Raw genomic sequence first — 21,945 nt, forward strand, 5'->3', positions numbered from 1 at the left:
TCAGATGGCAAGCCGCAAGCCCCTCATCGCGGGCAACTGGAAGATGAACCTGAACCACCTCGAGGCCATCGCGCTGGTTCAGAAGATCGCGTTCGCGCTGCCGGCGAAGTACTTCGAGAAGGTCGACGTGACGGTGATCCCGCCGTTCACCGACATTCGCAGCGTGCAGACCGTCGTCGACGGCGACAAGCTCCTGCTCACCTACGGTGCGCAAGATCTGTCGGCTCACGACTCGGGTGCCTACACCGGCGAGATCAGCGGTGCGTTCCTCGCGAAACTCGGGTGCACCTTCGTGGTGGTCGGGCACTCCGAGCGTCGCACCCTCCACAACGAGACCGACGAGGTCGTGTTGGCCAAGACCAAGGCCGCGCTCAAGCACGAACTCACCCCGATCGTGTGCATCGGTGAGGGGCTCGACGTCCGTGAGGCCGGTGAGCACGTGGCGTACAACGTCGCACAGCTCAAGGGCTCCCTCGCCGGCCTGTCGGCCGCCGAGATCGCCAAGACCGTGATCGCCTATGAGCCCGTGTGGGCCATCGGTACCGGCCGCGTGGCCAGCGCCGACGACGCGCAGGAGGTCTGCAAGGCCATCCGCGAGACCCTCGCGGAGATCGCCGACGCCGAGACCGCGGCGTCGGTGCGCATCCTCTACGGCGGATCGGTCAACGCCAAGAACGTCGGCGAGATCGTGGGACGCCCCGACGTCGACGGCGCGCTGGTCGGCGGGGCCTCGCTGAAGTCCGACGAGTTCGCGACACTGTCGGCGATCGCCGCCGGTGGCCCCTTGCCCTGACGGGCAGAACCTCCGCGTACACTGTGGCAGGTTGGCTTCGGTTCACCCCGGGGCCGACCTGCTACAGCTGTATTTGAGGGCTTTACGGAAGGGCGTTTCGACTCGTGACTGTGCAAGGTGCACTCGACATCGGATTGATCGTGACCAGCGTGCTGCTGATCGTGCTCGTCCTGCTGCACCGCGGCAAGGGTGGCGGTCTGTCGTCGCTGTTCGGCGGCGGTGTGCAGTCCAGCCTGTCCGGATCGAGCGTCGTCGAACGCAACCTCGATCGCCTCACCATCTTCGTCGGCCTCATCTGGGTCATCTTCATCGTCGGCGTCGGCGTCGACATCAAGCTCTCCGGATAGCCTCCCCCCGAGATGCCGCGCCCCGGTTCTGCCGGGATACTCGACGGCATGAGTGACACCGTTCCCGCGCAGGGGACTCCGGCATCGCGTCCGTCCATCTCGATCGTCGACCACATCGTCGTCGACGACGCGGGCAGAGCGCTGACCGAACCGCTGCGCGAAGACATCCGCCTCCTCGGCGGGATTCTCGGCGACGTCGTCCGCGAACACTCCGGAACCGAGGTCTTCGACCTCGTGGAGTCCGCCCGTGTAGCGGCATTCCGCGTGCGGCGCAACGAGATCGACCGCACCGAGCTGGCCGACATGTTCGTCGACCTCGACGTCTCGACGGCCGTGCCTGTGATCCGCGCATTCAGCCACTTCGCCCTGCTGGCCAATCTGGCCGAGGATATCCACCGTGAACGCCGTCGCGCGATCCACGTGCGTGCAGGGGACCCGCCGCAAGACAGCAGCCTGGCCGCCACCTACGCCAAACTCTCCGACGCCGGGCTCGTCGACGAGGAGGTCGGCAGGACTCTCGCCGACGCCGCCGTGGTCCCGGTGATCACCGCGCATCCCACCGAGACCCGACGCCGCACGGTGTTCGAGACGCAGAACCGGATCACCGAGCTGATGCGTTTTCGCGGTCGCACCGAGCTGACCCCGGACGAGGACGCGGAGGTCACCGAAGCGATCCGCCGGCAGATCCTCACCCTCTGGCAGACCGCCCTGATCCGGCTCGAGCGTCTGACGATCCAGGACGAGATCCGTTCCGGGCTACGGTATTACGAGGCGTCGTTCTTCGACGTGGTGCCCGCCATCAACACCTCGGTTCGGGCGGCCCTGCGCTCGACATACCCGGCGGCCGGGCTGGCAGACGAACCGATGATCCGGATGGGTTCATGGATCGGCGGCGATCGCGACGGCAATCCGTTCGTGAACGGCGAGGTCGTGACCCTGGCGACCACACTCGCCGCGCAGACCGCCGTCGGGCACCATCTGTCCGAATTGGAAACTCTCGCCCAAGAACTCAGCATGTCTGCCCGACTCATCGACACCGACGAGACCCTGCTCGAACTCGCCGGGGTGGCGGCCGACGAACCGTCGGCCGACGAGCCGTTCCGGCTTGCACTGCGGCACATCCGCTCTCGGCTCATCGCCACCGCGCGGGACATGTTCGACGACGACTTCCTCACGGCAGGCGACCTCTTCCTCATCGACGGGAAGCCGTCGTATGCCGACGCCGGGGAGCTCCTGACCGACCTCGATGTGATCGACGCCGCGCTCCGCGCCAACAAGGACGACTCCATCGCCGACGATCGGTTGTCGTCGCTGCGGGAAGCGGTCCGCACCTTCGGCTTCCACCTGTCCGGTCTGGACATGCGGCAGAATTCGGACACACACGAGGAAGTGGTGGCCGAACTGCTGGCCTGGGCTGGGGTGTGCCCGGACTACGCGTCGCTCGACGAGGCCGCGCGCGTCGCGATCCTGTCCGATGAGCTGCGCGCCCGGCGCCCGCTCACCAGACCGGATGCGGCGCTCAGCGAGCTCGCGACCAAGGAACTCGGTATCGTGCGTGCGGCTGCGCGAGCGGTGGCGACCTTCGGTCCCGAGGCGGTGCCCAACTACATCATCAGCATGTGCACGTCGGTCAGCGACATGCTCGAGGCGCTGATCCTGCTCAAGGAGGCCGGTCTCTACGACCCGAATGACGATGACCCGCGCTGCTCGGTGCGTGTGGTGCCGCTGTTCGAGACGATCGAAGACCTCCAGCAAGGTGCCGAGACGCTTCTCGCGGTTCTCGAGGTGCCGTTCTACCGGGCGATGGTCGAGTCCCAGAACGGGATGCAGGAGATCATGCTCGGCTACTCCGACTCGAACAAGGACGGCGGCTACATGGCCGCCAACTGGGCGCTCTATCGGGCCGAGCTCGACCTCGTCGAGGCGGCGTCCCGCTCGGGTATCCGGCTGCGACTCTTCCATGGACGTGGCGGCACCGTCGGTCGCGGTGGCGGCCCCAGCTACGACGCGATCCTGGCCCAGCCGCCCGGAGCCGTGCAGGGATCGCTGCGCATCACCGAGCAGGGCGAGATCATCGCGGCGAAGTACGCCGAACCGGTGACCGCCCGCCGCAACCTCGAGACATTGCTCGCCGCGACCATCGAGTCGTCGCTGCTCGATGTCGAGGGCCTCGGCGACGAATCCGACTCGGCCTACGAGATCATGGACGACATCGCCGCGAAGGCACGAGCCGCCTACAGTCGGCTGGTCCACGAGACACCGGGGTTCGTCGAGTACTTCACCACCTCGACGCCGCTGTCGGAGATCGGCGCGCTGAACATCGGCAGCCGTCCCGCCTCCCGCAAGCAGACCGAGAAGATCTCCGATCTGCGCGCGATCCCGTGGGTCCTGTCGTGGACGCAATCCCGTGTGATGCTGCCGGGTTGGTACGGGACGGGCTCGGCCTTCGAGGAGTGGGTCGGCGACGATCCCGAACGTCTCGAGACGCTGCGGCGGTACTACGAGAAGTGGCCGTTCTTCCGGACCGTCATGTCGAACATGGCGCAGGTGCTGGCGAAGTCGGACATGGGGTTGGCACACCGGTATGCACAGCTCGTTCCCGACGAGGAGTTGCGCGACAAGGTCTTCGGCATGATCGCCGACGAACACGAACGCACCATCGCGATGTGTGCGCAGATCACCGGAACCGACGATCTGCTGCACGACAACGCCGCGCTCAAACGGTCCGTCTACAACCGGTTCCCGTACCTCGAGCCGTTGAATCTGCTGCAGGTCGAGCTGCTCCGCCGGTTCCGGGCGGGGGAGGACACCCCCATCGTGCGTCGCGGGATCCAGCTCACCATGAACGGTCTGGCGACCGCACTGCGCAACTCGGGCTAGGCATCCATAGCTCGAAACCGCTGCTATCGCGGTTTCGAGCTATGAGATCACTTCAGGTCGGCGGCGGCCGCGTCGTCGAGGAACCAGATGGTCTCCTCGGTGCCGTGCGCGCCGGCTGCCGGCCAGTCGGCCGCGTCGGCGCCGCGATGCGCGGCAGCGACCGCTTCGGCCTTGTCGGCCCCGGCGACCAGGAACCACACCTGGCGTGCGCGGTTGACGACCGGCAGCGTCAGCGTGATGCGACGCGGCGGGGGCTTCGGCGAATCCTCGACGGCGACAACCGACTTCGTGGTCTCCGCGGTGGCCTCCGTGTGCGGGAACAGCGAATTGATGTGCCCCTCACCGCCCATGCCGAGCAGATGCAGGTCGAACTCCGGAGCCACTCCGTCACTGGACCGGCCGGCCAGGATCGCCGCGTAGTCGGCGGCGGCGGCCCCGATGTCATCACCCAACGGTCCGTCCGACGGCGCCATCGGGAAGATCCGTGACGGGTCGACCGGCACCTTGTCGAGCAACGCCTCACGCGCCTGGCCGGAGTTGCGTTCGGGGTCGTCGGCGGGCACGAAACGATCATCGCCCCAATAGATGTCGACCTTCGACCAGTCGATCGTGCCGCTGTCGGCGGCCAACGCCGACAGGATGCCGATGCCGTTGCTGCCACCGGTCAGGACCACGCTGGCGACGCCGCGTTCGGCCTGGGCGCGCGTGATCAGATCGACGAATCGCGACGCGGCGGTGTCGACGAGTTCCTGCTTGGTGTCGAAGACGAGGGTCTCGGTGGTCATCGTGCGGCAACTCCTTGCGTGTCGGCTGCGAACTCGACCTCGGGCACACCCTGGAGTGCCGCAACATACACCTCGTCGGTGTCGAGGCGTCGAAGTTCCTCGGCGATGCAGGCGGGCAGTTCACGACGGCCCATGGCGACGCGTCCGTCGGGTTTACCCGGCATCGTCAGGACCGCGTTGTTCTCTTCGTCCACGGCGAGGATGGTCGGCCCCTCGTCGCGGAACAGGCGGATCTCGAAGCTCCCGCGCAGGCGGCGGGTCGGCACCTTCAGGGCGGAGCGCAGCCAGCCGGCGAGCAGGTCGACCGACGGGGAATTCTGCGCGCCGGTCACCTGAACCTCGGTGATCGGGCTGTGCGGGGGACGGTCCACCGCGGAGGCGAGGATCGCGCGCCAGTGGGTGACGTGGGTCCAGGCGAGATCGGTGTCGCCCGGTGAGTAGGTCTCGAGTCGTCGGGCCAGCACCGCCAGCGAGTCGCCCGCTTTGGTGGCGTCGACGATCCGGCGGTGGCCCAGCTTGCCGAGCGGATCGTCGGCGGGACGTTCGGGACCCTTGCCCGGCCACCAGGTGACGACGGGGGTGTCGGGGAGCAGGAACGGGGTGACCACACTGTCGGGGTGGTCGGCCAGCTCTCCCTGCAGGGACAGCACCACCACCTCGGAGGCGCCGGCGTCCCCGCCCACGCGGATCTGCGCGTCGAGCCGTGAATCACCCTCGCGCACACCGCGGTAGACGACGATGACGCGGCTCGGGTGCTCGCGGCTCGCGCCGACCGCCGCCTCGATGGCGCCTTCCATCGGCTCGCCCAACTCGACACAGACCACGAGCGTCAACACCCGGCCTAGGCTGAGCGCCCCACCCGCGGCGCGCACCTCGATGATCTTCTTCGCGACCTTTCCGGTCGACGTGTCGGACAGTTCGACGATCATCGGGAGGCCTCCTGAACGGGTCGGTCGGTGAGGTCGTGCGGACTTCTCGTCACGGCCTGCGCCACGCGCGGCCGGTGCGGGCCATCATCTCCTCGGCGGAGCGCGGGCCCCACGTTCCGGACTCGTACGTGTCCGGTGACCCCGTCGCGGCCCAGTGCTCGAGCACCGGATCGAGAATGCGCCAAGACAATTCGACTTCTTCGTTGACCGGGAACAGCGACGGCTCGCCCAGCAGGACGTCGAGGATCAGCCGTTCGTACGCCTCCGGGGAGGCCTCGGTGAAGGCGGTGCCGTAACTGAAGTCCATGTTGACGTCGCGGACCTCCATGCTCGATCCCGGAACCTTGGACCCGAAGCGCAGCGTGATGCCCTCGTCCGGTTGCACCCGGATCACGAGCGCGTTCTGACTGAGCTCCTCGGTCATGGTCTGATCGAAGGGCAGGTGCGGGGCGCGTTTGAACACGAGGGCGATCTCGGTGACCCGCCTTCCGAGACGCTTACCGGTGCGCAGGTAGAACGGCACACCCGCCCAGCGGCGGGAGTCGACCTCGAGGGCGATCGCGGCGAAGGTCTCGGTCTTCGAATCCTTCGCGAAACCGTCCTCCTCCTTCAGTCCCGGTACCTTCTCGCTGCCCTGCCAGCCGGGTCCGTATTGCCCACGGGCGGTGTTCTCGTCGATCGGCAGCACGTTGCGTGTGGCGGCCAGGACCTTGATCTTCTCGGCCTGCAACTGCTTGGGCTCGAACGAGATCGGCTCCTCCATGGCCACGAGGGCCATGAGCTGCATCAGGTGGTTCTGGATGACATCCCGTGCCGCGCCGATGCCGTCGTAGTACCCCGCCCGGCCACCGAGACCGATGTCCTCGGCCATGGTGATCTGGACGTGGTCGACGTAATGCGAACTCCACAATGGATCGAACAGCTGATTGGCGAACCGCAGCGCCAGGATGTTCTGGACGGTCTCCTTGCCCAGGTAGTGGTCTATGCGGAACACCGAGGACTCCGGGAAGACGTTGTTGACGATCGCGTTGAGTTCGCGAGCGGACTCGAGATCGTGCCCGAACGGCTTCTCGATGACGACCCGCCGCCAGCTGTCACCGGTGGGGGCCGCCAGACCGCTGCGCTCGAGCTGTTCACACACCGTAGGGAACGCCTTGGGTGGGATCGACAGGTAGAACGCGTGATTGCCGTCGGTCCCGCGTTCGACGTCGAGCGACTTCAGGGTGTCGCGCAACCTGTCGAACGCGGCGTCGTCGTCGAAGGCGCCCTGGACGAAGCGGAACCCCTCGGCCAGCCGCTCCCACACCTCTTCCCGGAAGCCGGTGCGGGCGTGTTCGCGGACGGCGTCGTGGACGATCGCACTGAAATCCTCGTCGCTCCAGTCACGACGAGCGAAACCCACCAGAGCGAACGACGGCGGGAGGAGGCCGCGGTTGGCGAGGTCGTAGACCGCAGGCATCAGCTTCTTGCGTGCCAGGTCTCCGGTGACTCCGAAGATCACCAGACTGCACGGGCCCGCGATGCGGGGAAGCCGTTTGTCCTGCGGGTCACGGAGCGGATTGGTCTGCGAACCGGACCCGACCGAATCCTCGCCTGCGGCCACCGCGCCTCAGCCCTTGTTCGCCGCGGACAACTGCTCGGCGGTGGCGCCGAGCAGGTCGTTCCAGGCGTCCTCGAACTTGCTGACGCCCTCGTCCTCGAGGACCTTGAACACGTCGACGGTGTCGACACCCTGCGCCGAGATCTTGTCGAAGATCTCCTGCGACTCGTTGGCGAGCCCGATGATCGAGTCGGAGTTGACCCAGCCGTGGTCGGCGAAGGCGTCCATCGTCTTGCCCGGCATCGTGTTCACGGTGTTGGGGGCGACCAGTTCGCTCACATACAGCGTGTCCGGGTAGTCGGGGTTCTTGACGCCGGTCGAGGCCCACAGGGCGCGCTGCGGACGGGCACCCTTGGCCAGCAGATCGGGGAAGCGGGACTCCACCTCGAAGATCTGCTGGTAGGCCGCATACGCCAGACGGGCGTTGGCCAGTGCCGCCTTGCCCTTGAGCTCCACGGCCTCCGGCGTGCCGATCGCGTCGAGGCGCTTGTCGATCTCGGTGTCGACGCGCGAGACGAAGAACGACGCGACCGAGTGGATGCGCGACAGGTCGTGGCCCGCCTCGGCGGCGGCATCGAGGCCGTCGAGGTAGGCGTCCATGACCTTCTTGTAGCGCTCGACGGAGAAGATCAGCGTGACGTTGACGCTGATGCCCTCGGCGATCACCCGGGTGATCGCCGGGAGTCCGGCCTCGGTGGCCGGGATCTTGATGAGCAGGTTCGGACGGTCCACGATCTTCCACAGTTCGACGGCCTGCGCGACGGTGGCGTCGGTGTCGTGGGCCATACGCGGATCGACCTCGATCGACACGCGGCCGTCCACGCCGCCGGTCTGCTCGAAGGTCGGCGCCAGGACGTCACACGCGTTGCGCACGTCGTCGGTGGTGACGGTCCGGATGGTGGCGTCGACGTCGGCGCCGCGAGCGGCCAGCTCGTTGATCTGATCGTCGTAGGCGTTGCCCTTGGACAGGGCGGCCTGGAAGATCGACGGGTTGGTGGTCACCCCGACGACCGACTTGGTCGCGATGAGGTCGGCGAGGTCACCTGAGCTGATCAGGTCTCGGGACAGGTCGTCCAGCCACACCGAGACTCCGGCGGCGGACAGTTCGGCGAGCTTCTCGTTCTGGGTCACGATTCTCTCCTCTGGTGGATGGCTTCTCTGCCGGTGGTGTCAGCGGCTAGCTCAGCCGGCGACAGCGCGCTCGGCGGCGGCGGTCACTGCCTCGGCGGTGATCCCGAACTTCGTGAACAGCACCTTGTAATCGGCGGATGCACCGAAGTGCTCGATCGACACGATCTCGCCGCCGGCACCGACGATCCGGTACCACGGCATCGCGATGCCGGCCTCGACGGCGACACGCGGCACCGACGGCGGCAGGACGTCGTCCCGGTAGCCCTGCGGCTGCTCGTCGAACCATTCCACACACGGCATGGAGACGACGCGCGCCTTGATTCCCTTGTCCGCGAGAGCCTTCTGCGCCTCGACGGCGAGGTGGACCTCGGAACCGGTGCCGATGAGCACGACGTGGGGATCGCCCTCGGAGTCGCTGAGGACATATCCGCCGTTGGCGACGCCCTGAGCGGAGGTGCCCTCGAGGATCGGGATGTTCTGGCGGGTGAGGGCCAGGCCGACCGGGTGGTTGCGCCGGGTCAGCAGGTGCTGCCACGCGAACGCCGTCTCGTTGGCGTCACCGGGGCGCACCACGTCGAGGTTGGGGATCGCGCGCAGCGCGGCGAGGTGCTCGATCGGCTGGTGCGTCGGGCCGTCCTCGCCGAGACCGATCGAGTCGTGGGTCCAGACGTAGATCGGGTCGATCTCCATCAGGGCGGCGAGGCGCACCGCGGGACGCATGTAGTCCGCGAACTGCAGGAAGGTGCCGCCGTACGCGCGGGTGGGCCCGTGCAGGGCGATGCCCGAGAGGATCGAGCCCATCGCGTGTTCGCGCACGCCGAAGTGCAGGGTCCGGCCGTACGGGTTCGCCGACCACTTCTTGGTGCTGATCGAGGTCGGACCGAACGACGGTTCGCCGTCCATCGTCGTGTTGTTGGAGCCGGCGAGGTCGGCCGAGCCGCCCCACAGTTCGGGCAGAACCGGGGCCAGGGCGCCGAGCACCTTGCCCGATGCGCTGCGGGTCGCCACGTCCTTGTCGCCGACATTCCAGCTCGGCAGGGCGTCGGTCCAGCCCTCGGGCAGTTCCTGGGCGGTGAGCCGGTCGAACAGCGCCTTCTGGTCCGGGTTCTTCTCGGCCCAGGCGTCGAACGACGCGGTCCAAGCCTTGCGCTGCTCGGCGCCGCGTTCGATGAGCTTGCGGGTGTGCCCGATGACCTCGTCGCTCACCTCGAAGTTCTTGTCCGGGTCGAAACCGAGCACCTTCTTGGTCGCCGCGACCTCGTCCTCACCGAGCGCCGCCCCGTGGGCCATTCCGGTGTTCATCATGTTGGGGGCCGGGTAGCCGATGATCGTCCGCAGACAGATGATCGACGGCTTGTCGATGACCTGCCGGGCGGCCTCGACCGCGGCCTCGATGGCGACGACGTCCTCGCCGCCCTCGACTGTCTGGACGTGCCAGCCGTAGGCCTCGTAACGCTTGGCGACGTTCTCCGACAATGCGATGTCGGTGTCGTCCTCGATCGAGATCTGGTTCTGGTCGTAGAACACGATCAGGTTGCCGAGCTGCTGGGTGCCGGCCAGCGAGCTGGCCTCCGAGGTCACGCCCTCTTCGATGTCACCGTCGGAGGCGACGACGTAGATGTAGTGGTCGAACGGGCTCTGGCCCGGAGCGGCGTCGGGGTCGAAGAGCCCGCGCTCGCGGCGCGCGGCCATCGCCATGCCGACCGACGAGGCGAGGCCCTGTCCGAGAGGTCCGGTGGTGATCTCGACTCCACGGGTGTGGCGGAACTCCGGGTGGCCGGGGGTCAGCGAGTCCCAGGTGCGCAGCGCCTCGATGTCGGAGAGTTCGAGACCGAACCCGCCGAGGTAGAGCTGGATGTAGAGCGTGAGGCTGGAGTGTCCGCACGAGAGGACGAATCGGTCGCGTCCGGCCCAGTCGGTGTCGGTGGGGTCGTGGCGCATGACCCGCTGGAAGAGGGTGTAGGCGAGAGGCGCGAGGCTCATGGCGGTACCGGGATGTCCGCTGCCGCACTTCTGCACGGCATCGGCGGCCAGCACACGGGCGGTGTCGACGGCCCGGGTGTCGACCTCGGTCCAGTCGTCCGGATGGCGGGGGGTGGTCAAAGCGCGGATCTCGTCTGTGTCGGCCACGATGCTGAATATCTCCTGTGCCTGCTCGGTGCGATCGGTGAACGTGAAGAGGTGGACGCCGGCGGCCCGTCGGCACCGCGGGTTCGCCACCTGCCGACTCGTACCAGGCAACCGACGATTGTCGGCGCGTACGGGTCCAGAGTAATCGTCGTCGGCCCGGCGCTGCGCGCCGACCGAAGGTTACCGGCGAGTTCATCCATCGCCGCCGGTCACGGCGCGCACCGGGTCGTCCGCCGTCCCGGTGGCGGTGCCTCGATTCACGGTTGGCAGAGGCAAACGTCTACCATGCTCTGTAGTAGCCCGCGGCGTCTGTGCGGGCGGACGAGGAGTGTTCGTGAGGATAGGGGAGCGTGTGAGCGGGGACAGTTCCGCCGCATCTCACTCGACCGACACCGCATCGAATCCGCAGGTTTCGACGAATCCAGTCGCGCCGGCCGATCAGTCGTGGGCCGGGCGCGTGCGTGCGACGCTGCTGGCCTACATCGCACTGACCAAGCCGCGTGTCATCGAGCTGCTCCTGGTCGCGACGATTCCGGTGATGCTGCAGGCCGACCGAGGGCACGTGGACCTCGCGGTCATCGCCTTCACCCTCATCGGCGGATGGCTGGGCGCAGGTAGCGCCAACACCCTGAACATGGTGGCCGACGCCGACATCGACAAGAAGATGAAGCGGACCGCGCGCCGTCCGCTCGCCCGACGCGCCGTGGCCACCCGTAGCGCGCTGATCTTCGGCCTCGCCCTCTGGGCGGCCTCGTTCGCCGTCCTCTACTTCGCAGCCAATCTGCTGTCCGCACTGCTCGTCTCGGCGACCATTCTCTTCTACGTCGGTGTGTACACCCTCATCCTCAAGCGCCGCACCTGGCAGAACGTGGTGTGGGGCGGCGCGGCCGGATGCATGCCCACGCTGGTGGGCTGGGCCGCGGTGACCGGCTCCATCAGCTGGCAACCCATCGTCCTGTTCGCGGTCATCTTCTTCTGGACGCCCCCGCACACCTGGGCTCTGGCGATGCGCTACAAGGAGGACTACAAGGCGGCCGGCGTGCCGATGCTGCCCGTCATCGCCACCGAAGAGCGCGTCACCCGCCAGATGCTGGTCTACACCTGGCTCACGGTCATCAGCTCATTGCTGCTGATCCCGGCGACGAGCTGGATCTACACGGTCATCGCCCTCGCGGCCGGTGCGTGGTTCCTCGAGCGCGTCACCAAGCTGTACCGAGACACCAAACGCGGAGTCGAGGTCACCCCGCTCAAGGTGTTCCTGCAGTCCAACGAATACCTGGCGATCGTGTTCTGCGGCCTCGCGATCGACGCGGTCATCGGTCTGCAGACCATCTCGTCGTACTTCTGACGGCTCTATCCGAACGCCCCTGTTTCTCGCTTTTCCGTACTCACTCCACGGTGTTCACTTCTGCTGCGGCAGCAACACCGTCGTCCCGGTGGTGACACGAGCTTCGAGGTCGGTGTGCGCGGCCGCCGCGTCGGCGAGCCGATAGCTCTGTCCGACCCGGACCTCGAGGCCGTCGAGGACTGCGTCGAAGTATTCGCCGGCCCGCCACGTCAGCTCCTGTGCCGTGGCGGTGAAGTGGGCGAGGGTCGGCCGGGTCACCGACAGCGAGCCCGCGGCGTTCAGCCGCTGCAGGTCGAAGGGCGGTACCGGTCCGCTCGCCGCTCCGAAGAGCACGATGGTCCCGCGGATCGCGGTCGAGGCGAGTGACTGTTCGAAGGTGTCGGCGCCGACGCCGTCGTAGGCCACCTGGACCCCGTGGCCGTCGGTGAGTTCGCGGACCCGCGCGGCCAGATCGTCTCCGTAGCGCAGGACGTGGTCGGCGCCCGCCGCGCGCGACAGTGCTTCCTTCTCGTCCGAGCTGACGGTGGTGATGACGGTCAGGCCGCGCCGTGCGGCCAGCTGCGTCAGGATGAGACCCACCCCGCCACCTCCGGCGTGCACGAGGACCGCATCGCCCGATCGTGGGTGGGCGCTCCCGTCGAGCAGATAGTGCGCGGTGAGTCCACGGAGCAGCGACGACCCGGCGACCGCATCGTCGACGCCGTCGGGGACCGGCACGGCCTTCGACTCGGGCACGGCGACGAGTTCGGCGTACGAGCCGGGCGCGGCGCACCACGCGACGCGCTGTCCCTCGTGCAGGGTGGTCACCTCGGGGCCTGCGGCGACGACGACACCGGCGCCCTCGGTGCCGGGGATGTACGGCGGCGTCGACGGGTAGAGACCACGCCGCAGGTAGGTGTCGATGAAGTTCACACCCACCGCGGTCGTACGGACGACGACCTCGTCTGCGGCCGGAATGGGGTCGTCGACGCTGCCGAAGGCCAGGACGTCCGGTCCGCCGTGGCGGGTCACCTGAATCGCTCGCACCACACCGTTCTACACGTCCGACGAGGTCGCGATTCGGCACGTCTGGCGGCGGACGCGTCGGTTGCGACCGGTATGCTGACCCCCATGACTGACACCACCGACGAGAAGTCGGGCACCACGCCCGACGAGAACTCGACCAGCCAGAAAACGGTCGAGGCGCCCAGCGAGGTCGTGGCCTCGGTCCGCAAGTTCGTCGCACGCGAAGGCGGCAGCGCCAAGGTGGTCCTGCAGGCCATCGGCGACGCCGGGGTCCGGATCACCCTCGTCGGAGATGCCAACGGCATCCTCGGGGACCGGGTCGTGCCCGACCTCGCCGCCGCACAGGCCGTGGTGGACGCGGTGGACGGCCTCGAGATCGCCGAGTGGGACCGCGATCTGACCTCGGAGACGACCGTCTCGCCGTCGCACTACCGGAAGATGGCCGGCTGGGTCGCTCGTCAGAAGCGCTTCCCCAAGGCGCGCAATCGCGCCATCCTCTGACCTCCGGCGCCGATCAGGCAGACTCGCGCAGCGGGTCTGCCTTTTTCGTGCCTGCGTCCTTCGCGCCGGTGTCTTTCGCCACCAGGAGCTGCCAGGTGGCGCCGATGAGCAATGCTGCACTGCCGAACATGTGCGCGATGACGAGCGCGATGGGTAGATCGGTGGCGAACTGGACGAACCCGATCAACCCCTGGAGCAGCAGCAGGAGCATGAACACCACCGCGGACCGCTGTTGCGGACGCGCGAAGACGCGCGCGTAGATCAACGCGGCGATCGCCAGTCCGACGAGGGCGAAAACGGCATCCGCATGCAGTTGGGTCGCGTTGCCCGGGTCCAGACCGTTGCGCGGGGCATCGGCGTCGCCGGCGTGCGGCCCGGATCCGGTCACCACCGTGCCGAGATAGATCGTCCCCCAGGTGAGGATGTAGACGAGCCAGGCGAGGTAGATGCCGAGTCGACGGGTCGCGGTGGGCGGGGCATCGGAGTCGGCCGGATCGGGCGCCGCCGGCGTCGGATACGGACGCATCCGGAAGACCAGGACGGTCGCCGCGGACACCAACACCATCGACAACAGGAAGTGCAGCGCGACGACCCACGGATTGAGCTGGGTCAGCACCGTGATCCCGCCGATGACGCCCTGGAAGGGGATGCCGAGCGCGATCAGTGTGACCAGCCACTTGTCGCGGCGCGCGGACCCGACAAAGCGCAGGACGGCCACCCAGGTCGCGATGGCGATGACGATCAGCACGAAGGTGAGCAGGCGGTTGCCGAACTCGATCGCGCCGTGCAGGCCCAGTTCGCCGTGCGGCACGAAGGACTCGTCGGTGCACCGTGGCCAGGTCGGACAGCCCAGTCCCGAGCCGGTGAGGCGCACGGCGCCGCCGGTGGCGACGATGCCCACGTTCGCGATCAGCAGCGCGATCGCCCATCGGTGCACGAAGCGGGCGGTCGGCCGTCCGAATCCCGGAACGCGGCGCCAGAACCCGGTCGCCGGCCGGTCGCCCGTGGCTGTCGTCCGGTCGCGGACCGGGGCCGGGGCCTTCGAAGTATCGGATGTCATCGGAATCGGAACCACCTCACGGCCAAGGTGCCGGCCACCGCGGCCCACACCAGCAGAACGCCCACCCCGAAGGCGTCGAACGAACCCTCGGCCGCCAGTTCGAGCGCCTCGCTCAACGCCCCCGACGGGATGCACCGCGCGATCCAGTGCACGGCGTCGGGAACGTTGGAGTCGACGACGACCAGGCTGCCGAGGCCGATGAACGCGAACCACAGCAGGTTCGCGAGAGCCAACACCACCTCGGCCTTCAGCGTGCCGCCGAGCAACAGGCCGAGTGCGGCGAAACACGCGGTGCCCACCACGAGGACGAACGCCCCGATCAACAAGCCGATCGCGCTCGGACGCCAGCCGAACGCCGCGCCGATCCCACCGAGGATCAACGACTGCGCCACGACGACGAGCAGCACCGCGACCGACTTGCCGACGATGATCCCCCAGCGTGGAATCGGCGTCGCGCCAAGTCTTTTCAGCGCCCCGTAGCGGCGATCGAAGCCCACCGCGATCGCTTGACCGGTGAAGGCGGTCGACATCACGGCGACGGTCAGGATGGCGGGCACGAACAAGGTCGCGCGTTCGGCCGGCCCATCGCCCAGGCCGGTGTCGATCGGGAGCAGGCACAGACCGACCAGCAGGGTGATCGGGATGAACATCGTCAGGAGCAGCTGCTCCCCGTTGCGCAGCAGCAACTTCAGTTCGAGGGTGGACTGCGCGACGATCATCGCGGGCAGCGAGGCGGCGCGCGGTGCCGGACGGAACAGGCCGTCGGGGAAGACACCGGGAGTCGGCGCGTCGGATGCGGGCCGGGGGAGGCCGGCGGGAGCAGGTGAGGTCACGATCGGAGAGCCCGTCCGGTGAGATCGAGGAAGACGTCTTCGAGACTGCGGGTCTCGACGCGTAGATCGGTGGCGAGCACGTTGATCTTGGCGCACCACGCGGTCACGGTGGCCAGCACCTGCGGGGTCATCGGGCCGATGACCAGGTAGGCACCTGGATTGGGCTCGGTGCAGTGGTAGCCCTCGGGGAGCGCCAGCACCAGCATCGACAGGTCGAGTCCGCGCGGAGCGGTGAAGCGCAGCTCGTTCTCGGCTCCCGTGCTGGTGAGATCTGCCGGGGTGCCATCGGCGACCACTCGGCCGTGGTCGATGATCGCCACGTGGTCGGCGAGGTGTTCGGCCTCGTCCATGAGGTGGGTCGTGAGCAGTACCGACACACCGTCGGCACGCAGACGGTCGATGAGCTCCCAGACGACGAGTCGGGCGTGGGCATCGAGGCCGGCGGTGGGCTCGTCGAGGAAGACCAGTTCGGGCCGTCCGACGACCGCGCATGCGAGGGCGAGGCGCTGCTGCTGTCCACCCGACAGGCGACGGTAGGAGGTGCGTCGTACGTCGGTCAGACCGAGGGCCTCGAGCAGGAAGTCGGGGTCGATCGGGTTCGCCGAGTACGCCGCGACCAGGCGCAGCATCTCCTCGGCACGTGCCCCGGGGTACGCGCCGCCGCCCTGCAGCATGACGCCGATCCGGCGGCGCAGGGCGTCGTTGTCGGCGATGGGATCGAGGCCGAGGACCCGGACCGTCCCGGCGTCGGGGGTGGTGAACCCTTCGCAGATCTCGACGGTGGTGGTCTTGCCTGCGCCGTTGGGTCCGAGAAGGGCGAAGACCTCGCCGCGTCGAAGGGTGAGGTCGAGCCGGTCCACGGCGGTGCGGTCACCGAACCGCTTCACCAGACCCGTCACCTCGAGGGCCGGGTGGTCCGACGAGGGCGTTCGAGACGGCTCGCCCGCGGCGGTGGATTCGGGATCGCTGCGTCGACGATCGTTCACGCGATCGTCGTCGTTGATCCGCCGAGAGGTCGTGCTCCGCACACTGGTCAGACTAGGCGCTCGTAGCCCAGGGACGAAAAACGGTGAGCAGGCCCACCACGGTCACGATCACGAGCCGGCCGAGGACGACTCGACGGCCGGTTTGTCGGAACCGGTGCCGTTGTCGCGGCGCCGCCGGCGCCCCGGGGACAGGTCTTCGAAGAAGAGTGCGGTCAGGACCGCGACCATGATCACGCCTGCCAGAAGGCCCTGTGCCAGCACGACTCCACTGGTGTTCGAGCTCGTCGGCATCACCACGATGGCGATGATGGCCGACGCCGCGATGGCCGAGATGCGGAACCACGCACCGGTCGCCCACGCCGCGAGTGGGATCACGGCCCACAGGAGATACCAGGCCTGCACGAACGGGAAGAACACCACGACTGTGGCCATTGACACACCCAGTGCACCCAGGGGGTGCAGACGTCCGCCCACGGTCGCCAGCATCCACCGAACGACGAACACCGCGGCGACGAGCTGCGCGATCGGCCGGGCCACCTCCAGGATCGCCTGGGTGTGTTCACCGAGACCGAGGGTGACGCCGATGCGTCCGGTGGTCACCGACAGCAGGGTGGGCATGGACATCCACGAGCGCACGATCTCGCCGGTCGACAAGGTGCCGGTCCAGCCGAAGCCGAGACCCGTGGCCAGCGAGATCCCGGCCGTCACGATGCCGAGGATGACCACATAGAAGATCGCCGAGACGCCCAGGGCGTACACCGACCATCGAGAGCGGGCCCACCACTCACGGACCGGCGCGTGGCGTAGCGCGGGCAGAGTCGCCCCCCAGCGCATGGCCAGGGCGATGCCGACGAAACCGAGGGCCAGCATCGACGTCGCCTTGACCATCGCCGACGCCGCCAGCACGGCACCCCCGAGGATCAGCAGCCACCCGGCACGGGTCGGGACGAGGGTCCCGGGTCTGCGGAGGCGGTCTGCGCCGTAGATCGCCCGGAAGCTCAGTTCGAGGCCGACGAGCATGAGGCCGAGCATGAGCGCCTCGTTGTGGATGCCACCGACGAGGTGGAGGATCACGAGCGGATTCATCGCGCCCAGCCACAGGGCGGCCACCGAGGACACCCCGCACCGGCGTGCGAGGCGGGGCAGCGCCCACACGATGAGTGCGATGCCGACCAGCGCCACGACCCGGTGCAGGAAGATCGCGGCGGTGATGTTCGCGCCGGTCACCTTCGTGATGCCCTCGCCGATCCACAGGAACAGCGGGCCGTAGGGCGCGGGGGTGTCGCGCCACAGGTTGGGCACCGAGCGGGTCAGGATGTGATCGACACCGAGTCCGCCGACCGGGCTGATCGAGTACGGATCCATGCCGCGGTAGGCGATCGCGCTCTGGGCCAGATACGAGTAGATGTCCTTGCTGAGCAGCGGGGGAGCGACGATGATCGGCGCGATCCACAGCATGAGCGTCCGGTCGGCCTGGCGCCGGCTCATGCGGCGTTCGGGACTGCGGCCGTGGCGGACCTCGACGCTGAACCGTCCCACCGCGAAGCGGCCGAGCAGCAGCCACGCCACGACCAGGGTGATCGCGCCGCCGATGGAGAGGGCGAGCGCGGTGCCGAACATGCGCGACGGCAGCGACAGGACCCGCATCCCGGCGACCGGGTTCTGCAGCACGGGGACCGCGCCGGTCCCGAGTGCGCCGACGAGGATCAGAACCGATCCGGTGGCACCGAACAGCTTGATCCGGCGGAGCCGTCGGGTCTCCTCGTCGTTGAGGGGGCCGACCTCGCGCTCGTCGTCGTGCAGTCGGGCGACGGTCTTGCCGTACTCGCCGCGTTCGGGGCGGGCAGGCCGTTGTCTGCGCAGGCCGAGGTAGTCACCGAGCTGGTGACAGAGGGCGACGAACCGGTTCCACACGAGTCCGAAGTAGTCCGGCACACGGCGCGGAGCTGTGGTTTCGGGCACACGACGACTGTAATGGCCGAGACCGGACGGCTCGCGACCACCCTTTACCGCCTCCCGAGGCGCCGGATGGGCGCGTCGGGCCCCGAGGCTAAGGGCACCCTTGCTGGCAGCGCGGAATCAATTACGTCACACTCGTGTTGTGAAAACCATGCGGAACGATGTTGTGCTGTCTTCAGACAGCGGCAGCGCCGTGCCTTCCGCAGGTAACGGCGCCCACCCGGCTCCCGGTGTCGCCGACCCGCACCATGACGGCCAGACACGCGAGGCCGTCGTGAATCTCCTGGTCGAGGACGGCCCGCTGACCGCGGGTGAGATCGGTGAGCGGCTCGGAATCTCGGCTGCCGGCGTCCGGCGGCACCTCGACGCGCTCACCAGCGCGGGCGACATCGAAGTCGCGTCGCCGGGATTCGGTCAACGCGGTCGCGGACGTCCGGCGAAATGGTTCCAGCTCACCGCCTCGGGGCGCGGCAAGATGCGGCACGCCTACGACGACCTCGCCGGCGCGGCGATGCGCAAGCTGCGTGATCTCGGCGGTTCCGATGCCGTGGCCGAGTTCGCCCGCGAACGTGTCGAGCGCATCGTCGCCGACGTGGCACCGAGTACGGATCCCGACACCGTGGCCGCGACCGTCGGCGAGATCGCCGACGCGCTGACCGGTGCGGGCTATGCCACCAACACACGTCAGGTCGGGACGGGTCTGCAGATCTGTCAGCACCACTGCCCGGTGGCGCACGTCGCCACCGAGTTCCCCGAACTGTGCGAAGCGGAGACCGCGGTCTTCACCGAACTGCTCGGCACGCACGTCCAGCGTCTGGCGACCATCGCCAACGGCGACTGCGCGTGCACCACCCACGTGCCGATCCATCCGCCGCCAGGCGGGACCCGCACGGACAGACCCGAACAACCCCGGGGTGAACCGATCACCGATACCCAGCCCGTATCCGACCGGCGCACCCCACTCCCGAACCCGATGACCACGACAACCCGAAAGGCCACGCGATGACTGTCACCGATCCGGCCACGACAACACCGTCGGCTCCGACGCCGCTCACGCAAGAGGAGACCATCGCCGCCCTGGGCAAGTACGGATACGGCTGGGCCGATTCCGACGTCGCCGGTGCGAGCGCAAAGCGCGGCCTGTCGCCTGCGGTCGTCGCCGACATCTCCGCCAAGAAGAGCGAGCCCGAGTGGATGCTCGATCAGCGCCTCAAGGCACTCAAGATCTTCGACAAGAAGCCGATGCCGGGCTGGGGCGCGGGGCTCGAGGGCATCGACTTCGACAACATCAAGTACTTCGTGCGCTCCAGCGAGAAGCAGGCCGCCACCTGGGACGACCTGCCCGAGGACATCAAGAACACCTACGACAAGCTGGGCATCCCCGAGGCGGAGAAGCAGCGCCTGGTCTCCGGTGTCGCCGCGCAGTACGAGTCCGAGGTCGTCTACCACTCGATCCGTGAGGATCTCGAGAAGCAGGGCGTGATCTTCCTCGACACCGACACCGCTCTCAAGGAGCACCCGGAGATCTTCCAGCAGTACTTCGGGACCGTCATCCCCGCGGGCGACAACAAGTTCTCCGCGCTGAACACCGCGGTCTGGTCGGGCGGTTCGTTCATCTACGTGCCGCCGGGCGTGCACGTCGACATCCCGCTGCAGGCCTACTTCCGGATCAACACCGAGAACATGGGCCAGTTCGAGCGGACGCTGATCATCGTCGACGAGGGTGCCTACGTGCACTACGTCGAGGGGTGTACCGCGCCGATCTACAAGACCGATTCGCTGCACTCCGCGGTCGTCGAGATCATCGTCAAGAAGGGCGGCCGCTGCCGCTACACGACCATCCAGAACTGGTCGAACAACGTCTACAACCTGGTGACCAAGCGCGCCAAGGCCGAGGCCGGCGCCACCATGGAATGGGTCGACGGCAACATCGGCTCCAAGGTCACCATGAAGTACCCGGCGGTCTGGCTGACCGGCGAGCACGCCAAGGGCGAGGTCCTCTCGGTCGCCTTCGCAGGCCCGGGCCAGCATCAGGACACCGGCTCCAAGATGGTGCACCTTGCGCCGAACACCTCCAGCAACATCGTGTCGAAGTCGGTGGCACGTGGTGGCGGGCGCGCGTCGTACCGCGGTCTGATCAAGATCAACAACGGTGCCCACGGCAGTCGGTCGACGGTGAAATGCGATGCGCTGCTCGTCGACACGATCTCCCGCAGCGACACCTACCCCTACGTCGACATCCGTGAGGACGACGTGACGATGGGGCACGAGGCGACCGTCTCGAAGGTCAGCGACGATCAGCTGTTCTACCTGATGAGCCGCGGTCTGACCGAGGACGAGGCCATGGCCATGGTCGTGCGTGGTTTCGTCGAGCCGATCGCGAAGGAACTGCCGATGGAATACGCGCTCGAGCTCAATCGCCTGATCGAGCTCCAGATGGAAGGAGCCGTCGGCTGATGGCCGATCCCACACTCCCGGTGTCCGCACCGGGTTCGCACGCCCCTGTCGTCAACAAGGGTGAGCTCTTCACCTCCTTCGACGTCAACGCCTTCGAGGTGCCCGGTCCCCGCGAAGAGGCGTGGCGGTTCACCCCGTTCCGTCGGCTGCGCGGGCTCCACGACGGTTCCGCTCAGCGGACCGCGGAGGCTACGACGACTGTGACCGGGACGTCCGACGGCGTGACGGTCGAGACCGTCGGCCGCGACGACAAGCGCCTCGGTCAGGGCGGTGTCCCCTTTGATCGCATTGCCGCACAGGCATATTCGTCCTTCACCCAGGCGACGGTCATCACCGTCGGCCGTGAGGTCGAGCTCGCCGAGCCGGTGACCGTCACGGTCACCGGTCCCGGTGAGGGCGAGACCGCTTTCGGGCACATCCAGATCCGGCTCGAGGCGTTCGCCCGCGCCGTGGTGGTGCTCGACCAGAAGGGCGGCGGGACCTTCGCCGAGAACGTCGAGTTCGTCGTCGGTGACAGCGCCGCGCTCACCGTCGTCAATGTCCACGACTGGGACGACGACGCCGTTCACGTGGCCGCGCATCATGTGCGCGCCGGCCGAGACGCCGTGGTCCGTCACTTCGCGATCAGCTTCGGCGGCAACCTCGTCCGGCTCTCGCCGATCGTGCACTACGACGCACCCGGCGGCGACGTCGAGATGTGGGGCCTCTACTTCGCCGACGCCGGCCAGCACCTCGAGCAGCGCCTGCTCGTCGACCACAGCCAGCCCAACTGTCGCTCGAACGTGGTGTACAAGGGTGCGCTGCAGGGCGACCCGTCCGGCGACCGCGCCCGCGAAGCGCACACCGTCTGGATCGGCGACGTGCTGATCCGTGCCGAGGCCGAGGGCACCGACACGTTCGAGCTGAACCGCAACCTGGTGCTCACCGACAACGCCCGTGCGGACTCGGTGCCGAACCTGGAGATCGAGACCGGCGAGATCGTCGGCGCCGGACACGCCAGCGCCACCGGACGTTTCGACGACGAGCAACTGTTCTACCTGCAGGCTCGCGGCATCCCGGAGGACCAGGCGCGCCGTCTGGTGATCCGAGGGTTCTTCGGCGAGGTCATCGCCAAGATCGGTGTGCCCGAACTGCGCGAACGACTGTCCGCCGCCGTCGAGCGCGAACTCGAACACTCCGGCGCCTGAGCCTCGCCGCGTCC

At 67.9% G+C, this 21,945-nt stretch carries 18 protein-coding genes; 8 read left to right on the forward strand and 10 right to left on the reverse strand.

All coding sequences use genetic code 11. The features are described from left to right. Positions 1–4 precede the first annotated feature (4 nt). The 3 genes from tpiA to ppc all read left to right on the forward strand — a co-directional run bounded on the left by tpiA (position 5) and on the right by ppc (position 4,020). The gene (gene tpiA, locus MAY35_RS16200; protein WP_238422332.1) at positions 5–793 is read left to right on the forward strand and encodes a triose-phosphate isomerase; all 789 of its coding nucleotides are present in this window, start codon (positions 5–7) and stop codon (positions 791–793) included. Positions 794–903: 110 nt separating this feature from the next. Next, the gene (gene secG, locus MAY35_RS16205) at positions 904–1,140 is read left to right on the forward strand and encodes a preprotein translocase subunit SecG (protein ID WP_238422406.1); all 237 of its coding nucleotides are present in this window, start codon (positions 904–906) and stop codon (positions 1,138–1,140) included. 48 nt (positions 1,141–1,188) lie between these two features. Beyond that, positions 1,189–4,020, forward strand: a complete 2,832-nt coding sequence (gene ppc, locus MAY35_RS16210) for a phosphoenolpyruvate carboxylase (protein WP_238422333.1) — start codon at positions 1,189–1,191, stop codon at positions 4,018–4,020. 47 nt (positions 4,021–4,067) lie between these two features. Here the strand turns inward: ppc and pgl are convergent, their stop codons facing one another. From pgl to tkt, 5 genes are read right to left on the reverse strand one after another with little or no spacing between them, the layout of a single operon-like run. After that, positions 4,068–4,805, reverse strand: a complete 738-nt coding sequence (gene pgl / locus MAY35_RS16215; RefSeq protein WP_238422334.1) for a 6-phosphogluconolactonase — start codon at positions 4,803–4,805, stop codon at positions 4,068–4,070. Further along, positions 4,802–5,734: a glucose-6-phosphate dehydrogenase assembly protein OpcA gene (locus MAY35_RS16220; protein ID WP_238422335.1), complete on the reverse strand. Its 933-nt coding sequence runs from the start codon at positions 5,732–5,734 to the stop codon at positions 4,802–4,804. The genes pgl and MAY35_RS16220 overlap by 4 nt, the downstream gene beginning before the upstream one ends. Positions 5,735–5,783: 49 nt before the next feature. Beyond that, entirely contained in the window at positions 5,784–7,337 is a 1,554-nt protein-coding gene (zwf, locus tag MAY35_RS16225; protein WP_238422336.1) for a glucose-6-phosphate dehydrogenase, read from the reverse strand. 6 nt (positions 7,338–7,343) lie between these two features. Beyond that, positions 7,344–8,465, reverse strand: a complete 1,122-nt coding sequence (tal, locus tag MAY35_RS16230; protein ID WP_238422337.1) for a transaldolase — start codon at positions 8,463–8,465, stop codon at positions 7,344–7,346. A 51-nt stretch (positions 8,466–8,516) separates the two neighbouring features. After that, the gene (tkt, locus tag MAY35_RS16235) at positions 8,517–10,595 is read right to left on the reverse strand and encodes a transketolase (protein WP_238422407.1); all 2,079 of its coding nucleotides are present in this window, start codon (positions 10,593–10,595) and stop codon (positions 8,517–8,519) included. A gap of 352 nt (positions 10,596–10,947) precedes the next feature. Here tkt and MAY35_RS16240 point away from each other — a divergent pair, with 352 nt between their 5' ends. Next, positions 10,948–11,943 carry a heme o synthase gene (locus MAY35_RS16240; RefSeq protein WP_238422338.1) on the forward strand — a complete coding sequence of 332 codons (996 nt, stop codon included), beginning with the start codon at positions 10,948–10,950 and terminating at the stop codon, positions 11,941–11,943. 54 nt (positions 11,944–11,997) lie between these two features. On the opposite strand, the gene MAY35_RS16245 is transcribed toward MAY35_RS16240, so the two are convergent. Continuing rightward, the gene (locus MAY35_RS16245) at positions 11,998–12,969 is read right to left on the reverse strand and encodes a quinone oxidoreductase (protein WP_238422339.1); all 972 of its coding nucleotides are present in this window, start codon (positions 12,967–12,969) and stop codon (positions 11,998–12,000) included. A gap of 72 nt (positions 12,970–13,041) precedes the next feature. Between MAY35_RS16245 and MAY35_RS16250 the strand changes: the two genes are divergently transcribed. Continuing rightward, positions 13,042–13,449: a hypothetical protein gene (locus MAY35_RS16250; protein WP_238422340.1), complete on the forward strand. Its 408-nt coding sequence runs from the start codon at positions 13,042–13,044 to the stop codon at positions 13,447–13,449. 13 nt (positions 13,450–13,462) lie between these two features. On the opposite strand, the gene MAY35_RS16255 is transcribed toward MAY35_RS16250, so the two are convergent. The 4 genes from MAY35_RS16255 to mptB all read right to left on the reverse strand — a co-directional run bounded on the left by MAY35_RS16255 (position 13,463) and on the right by mptB (position 18,263). Next, the gene (locus MAY35_RS16255) at positions 13,463–14,509 is read right to left on the reverse strand and encodes a heme A synthase (protein ID WP_238422341.1); all 1,047 of its coding nucleotides are present in this window, start codon (positions 14,507–14,509) and stop codon (positions 13,463–13,465) included. Then, complete coding sequence (locus tag MAY35_RS16260) at positions 14,506–15,342, reverse strand: ABC transporter permease (protein WP_374237970.1); 837 nt, start codon at positions 15,340–15,342, stop codon at positions 14,506–14,508. The genes MAY35_RS16255 and MAY35_RS16260 overlap by 4 nt, the downstream gene beginning before the upstream one ends. Beyond that, complete coding sequence (locus tag MAY35_RS16265) at positions 15,339–16,370, reverse strand: ABC transporter ATP-binding protein (protein ID WP_238422342.1); 1,032 nt, start codon at positions 16,368–16,370, stop codon at positions 15,339–15,341. The genes MAY35_RS16260 and MAY35_RS16265 overlap by 4 nt, the downstream gene beginning before the upstream one ends. A gap of 66 nt (positions 16,371–16,436) precedes the next feature. Beyond that, on the reverse strand, positions 16,437–18,263 hold the full coding sequence (gene mptB, locus MAY35_RS16270) for a polyprenol phosphomannose-dependent alpha 1,6 mannosyltransferase MptB (RefSeq protein WP_374237973.1): 1,827 nt from the start codon (positions 18,261–18,263) through the stop codon (positions 16,437–16,439). Between the two features lie 175 nt (positions 18,264–18,438). Here mptB and MAY35_RS16275 point away from each other — a divergent pair, with 175 nt between their 5' ends. The 3 genes from MAY35_RS16275 to sufD are packed head-to-tail and all read left to right on the forward strand — an operon-like array spanning position 18,439 to position 21,931. Further along, the gene (locus tag MAY35_RS16275) at positions 18,439–19,293 is read left to right on the forward strand and encodes a metalloregulator ArsR/SmtB family transcription factor (protein ID WP_238422344.1); all 855 of its coding nucleotides are present in this window, start codon (positions 18,439–18,441) and stop codon (positions 19,291–19,293) included. Then, on the forward strand, positions 19,290–20,744 hold the full coding sequence (gene sufB, locus MAY35_RS16280; protein ID WP_238422345.1) for a Fe-S cluster assembly protein SufB: 1,455 nt from the start codon (positions 19,290–19,292) through the stop codon (positions 20,742–20,744). Before MAY35_RS16275 ends, sufB begins: the two co-directional genes overlap by 4 nt. Further along, positions 20,744–21,931, forward strand: coding sequence for a Fe-S cluster assembly protein SufD (gene sufD / locus MAY35_RS16285; protein ID WP_238422346.1), 1,188 nt, complete (start codon positions 20,744–20,746; stop codon positions 21,929–21,931). Before sufB ends, sufD begins: the two co-directional genes overlap by 1 nt. The last annotated feature ends 14 nt before the right edge of the window (positions 21,932–21,945 follow it).

This window comes from Gordonia sp. 'Campus', from assembly GCF_022206305.1.
Lineage (GTDB): Bacteria > Actinomycetota > Actinomycetes > Mycobacteriales > Mycobacteriaceae > Gordonia.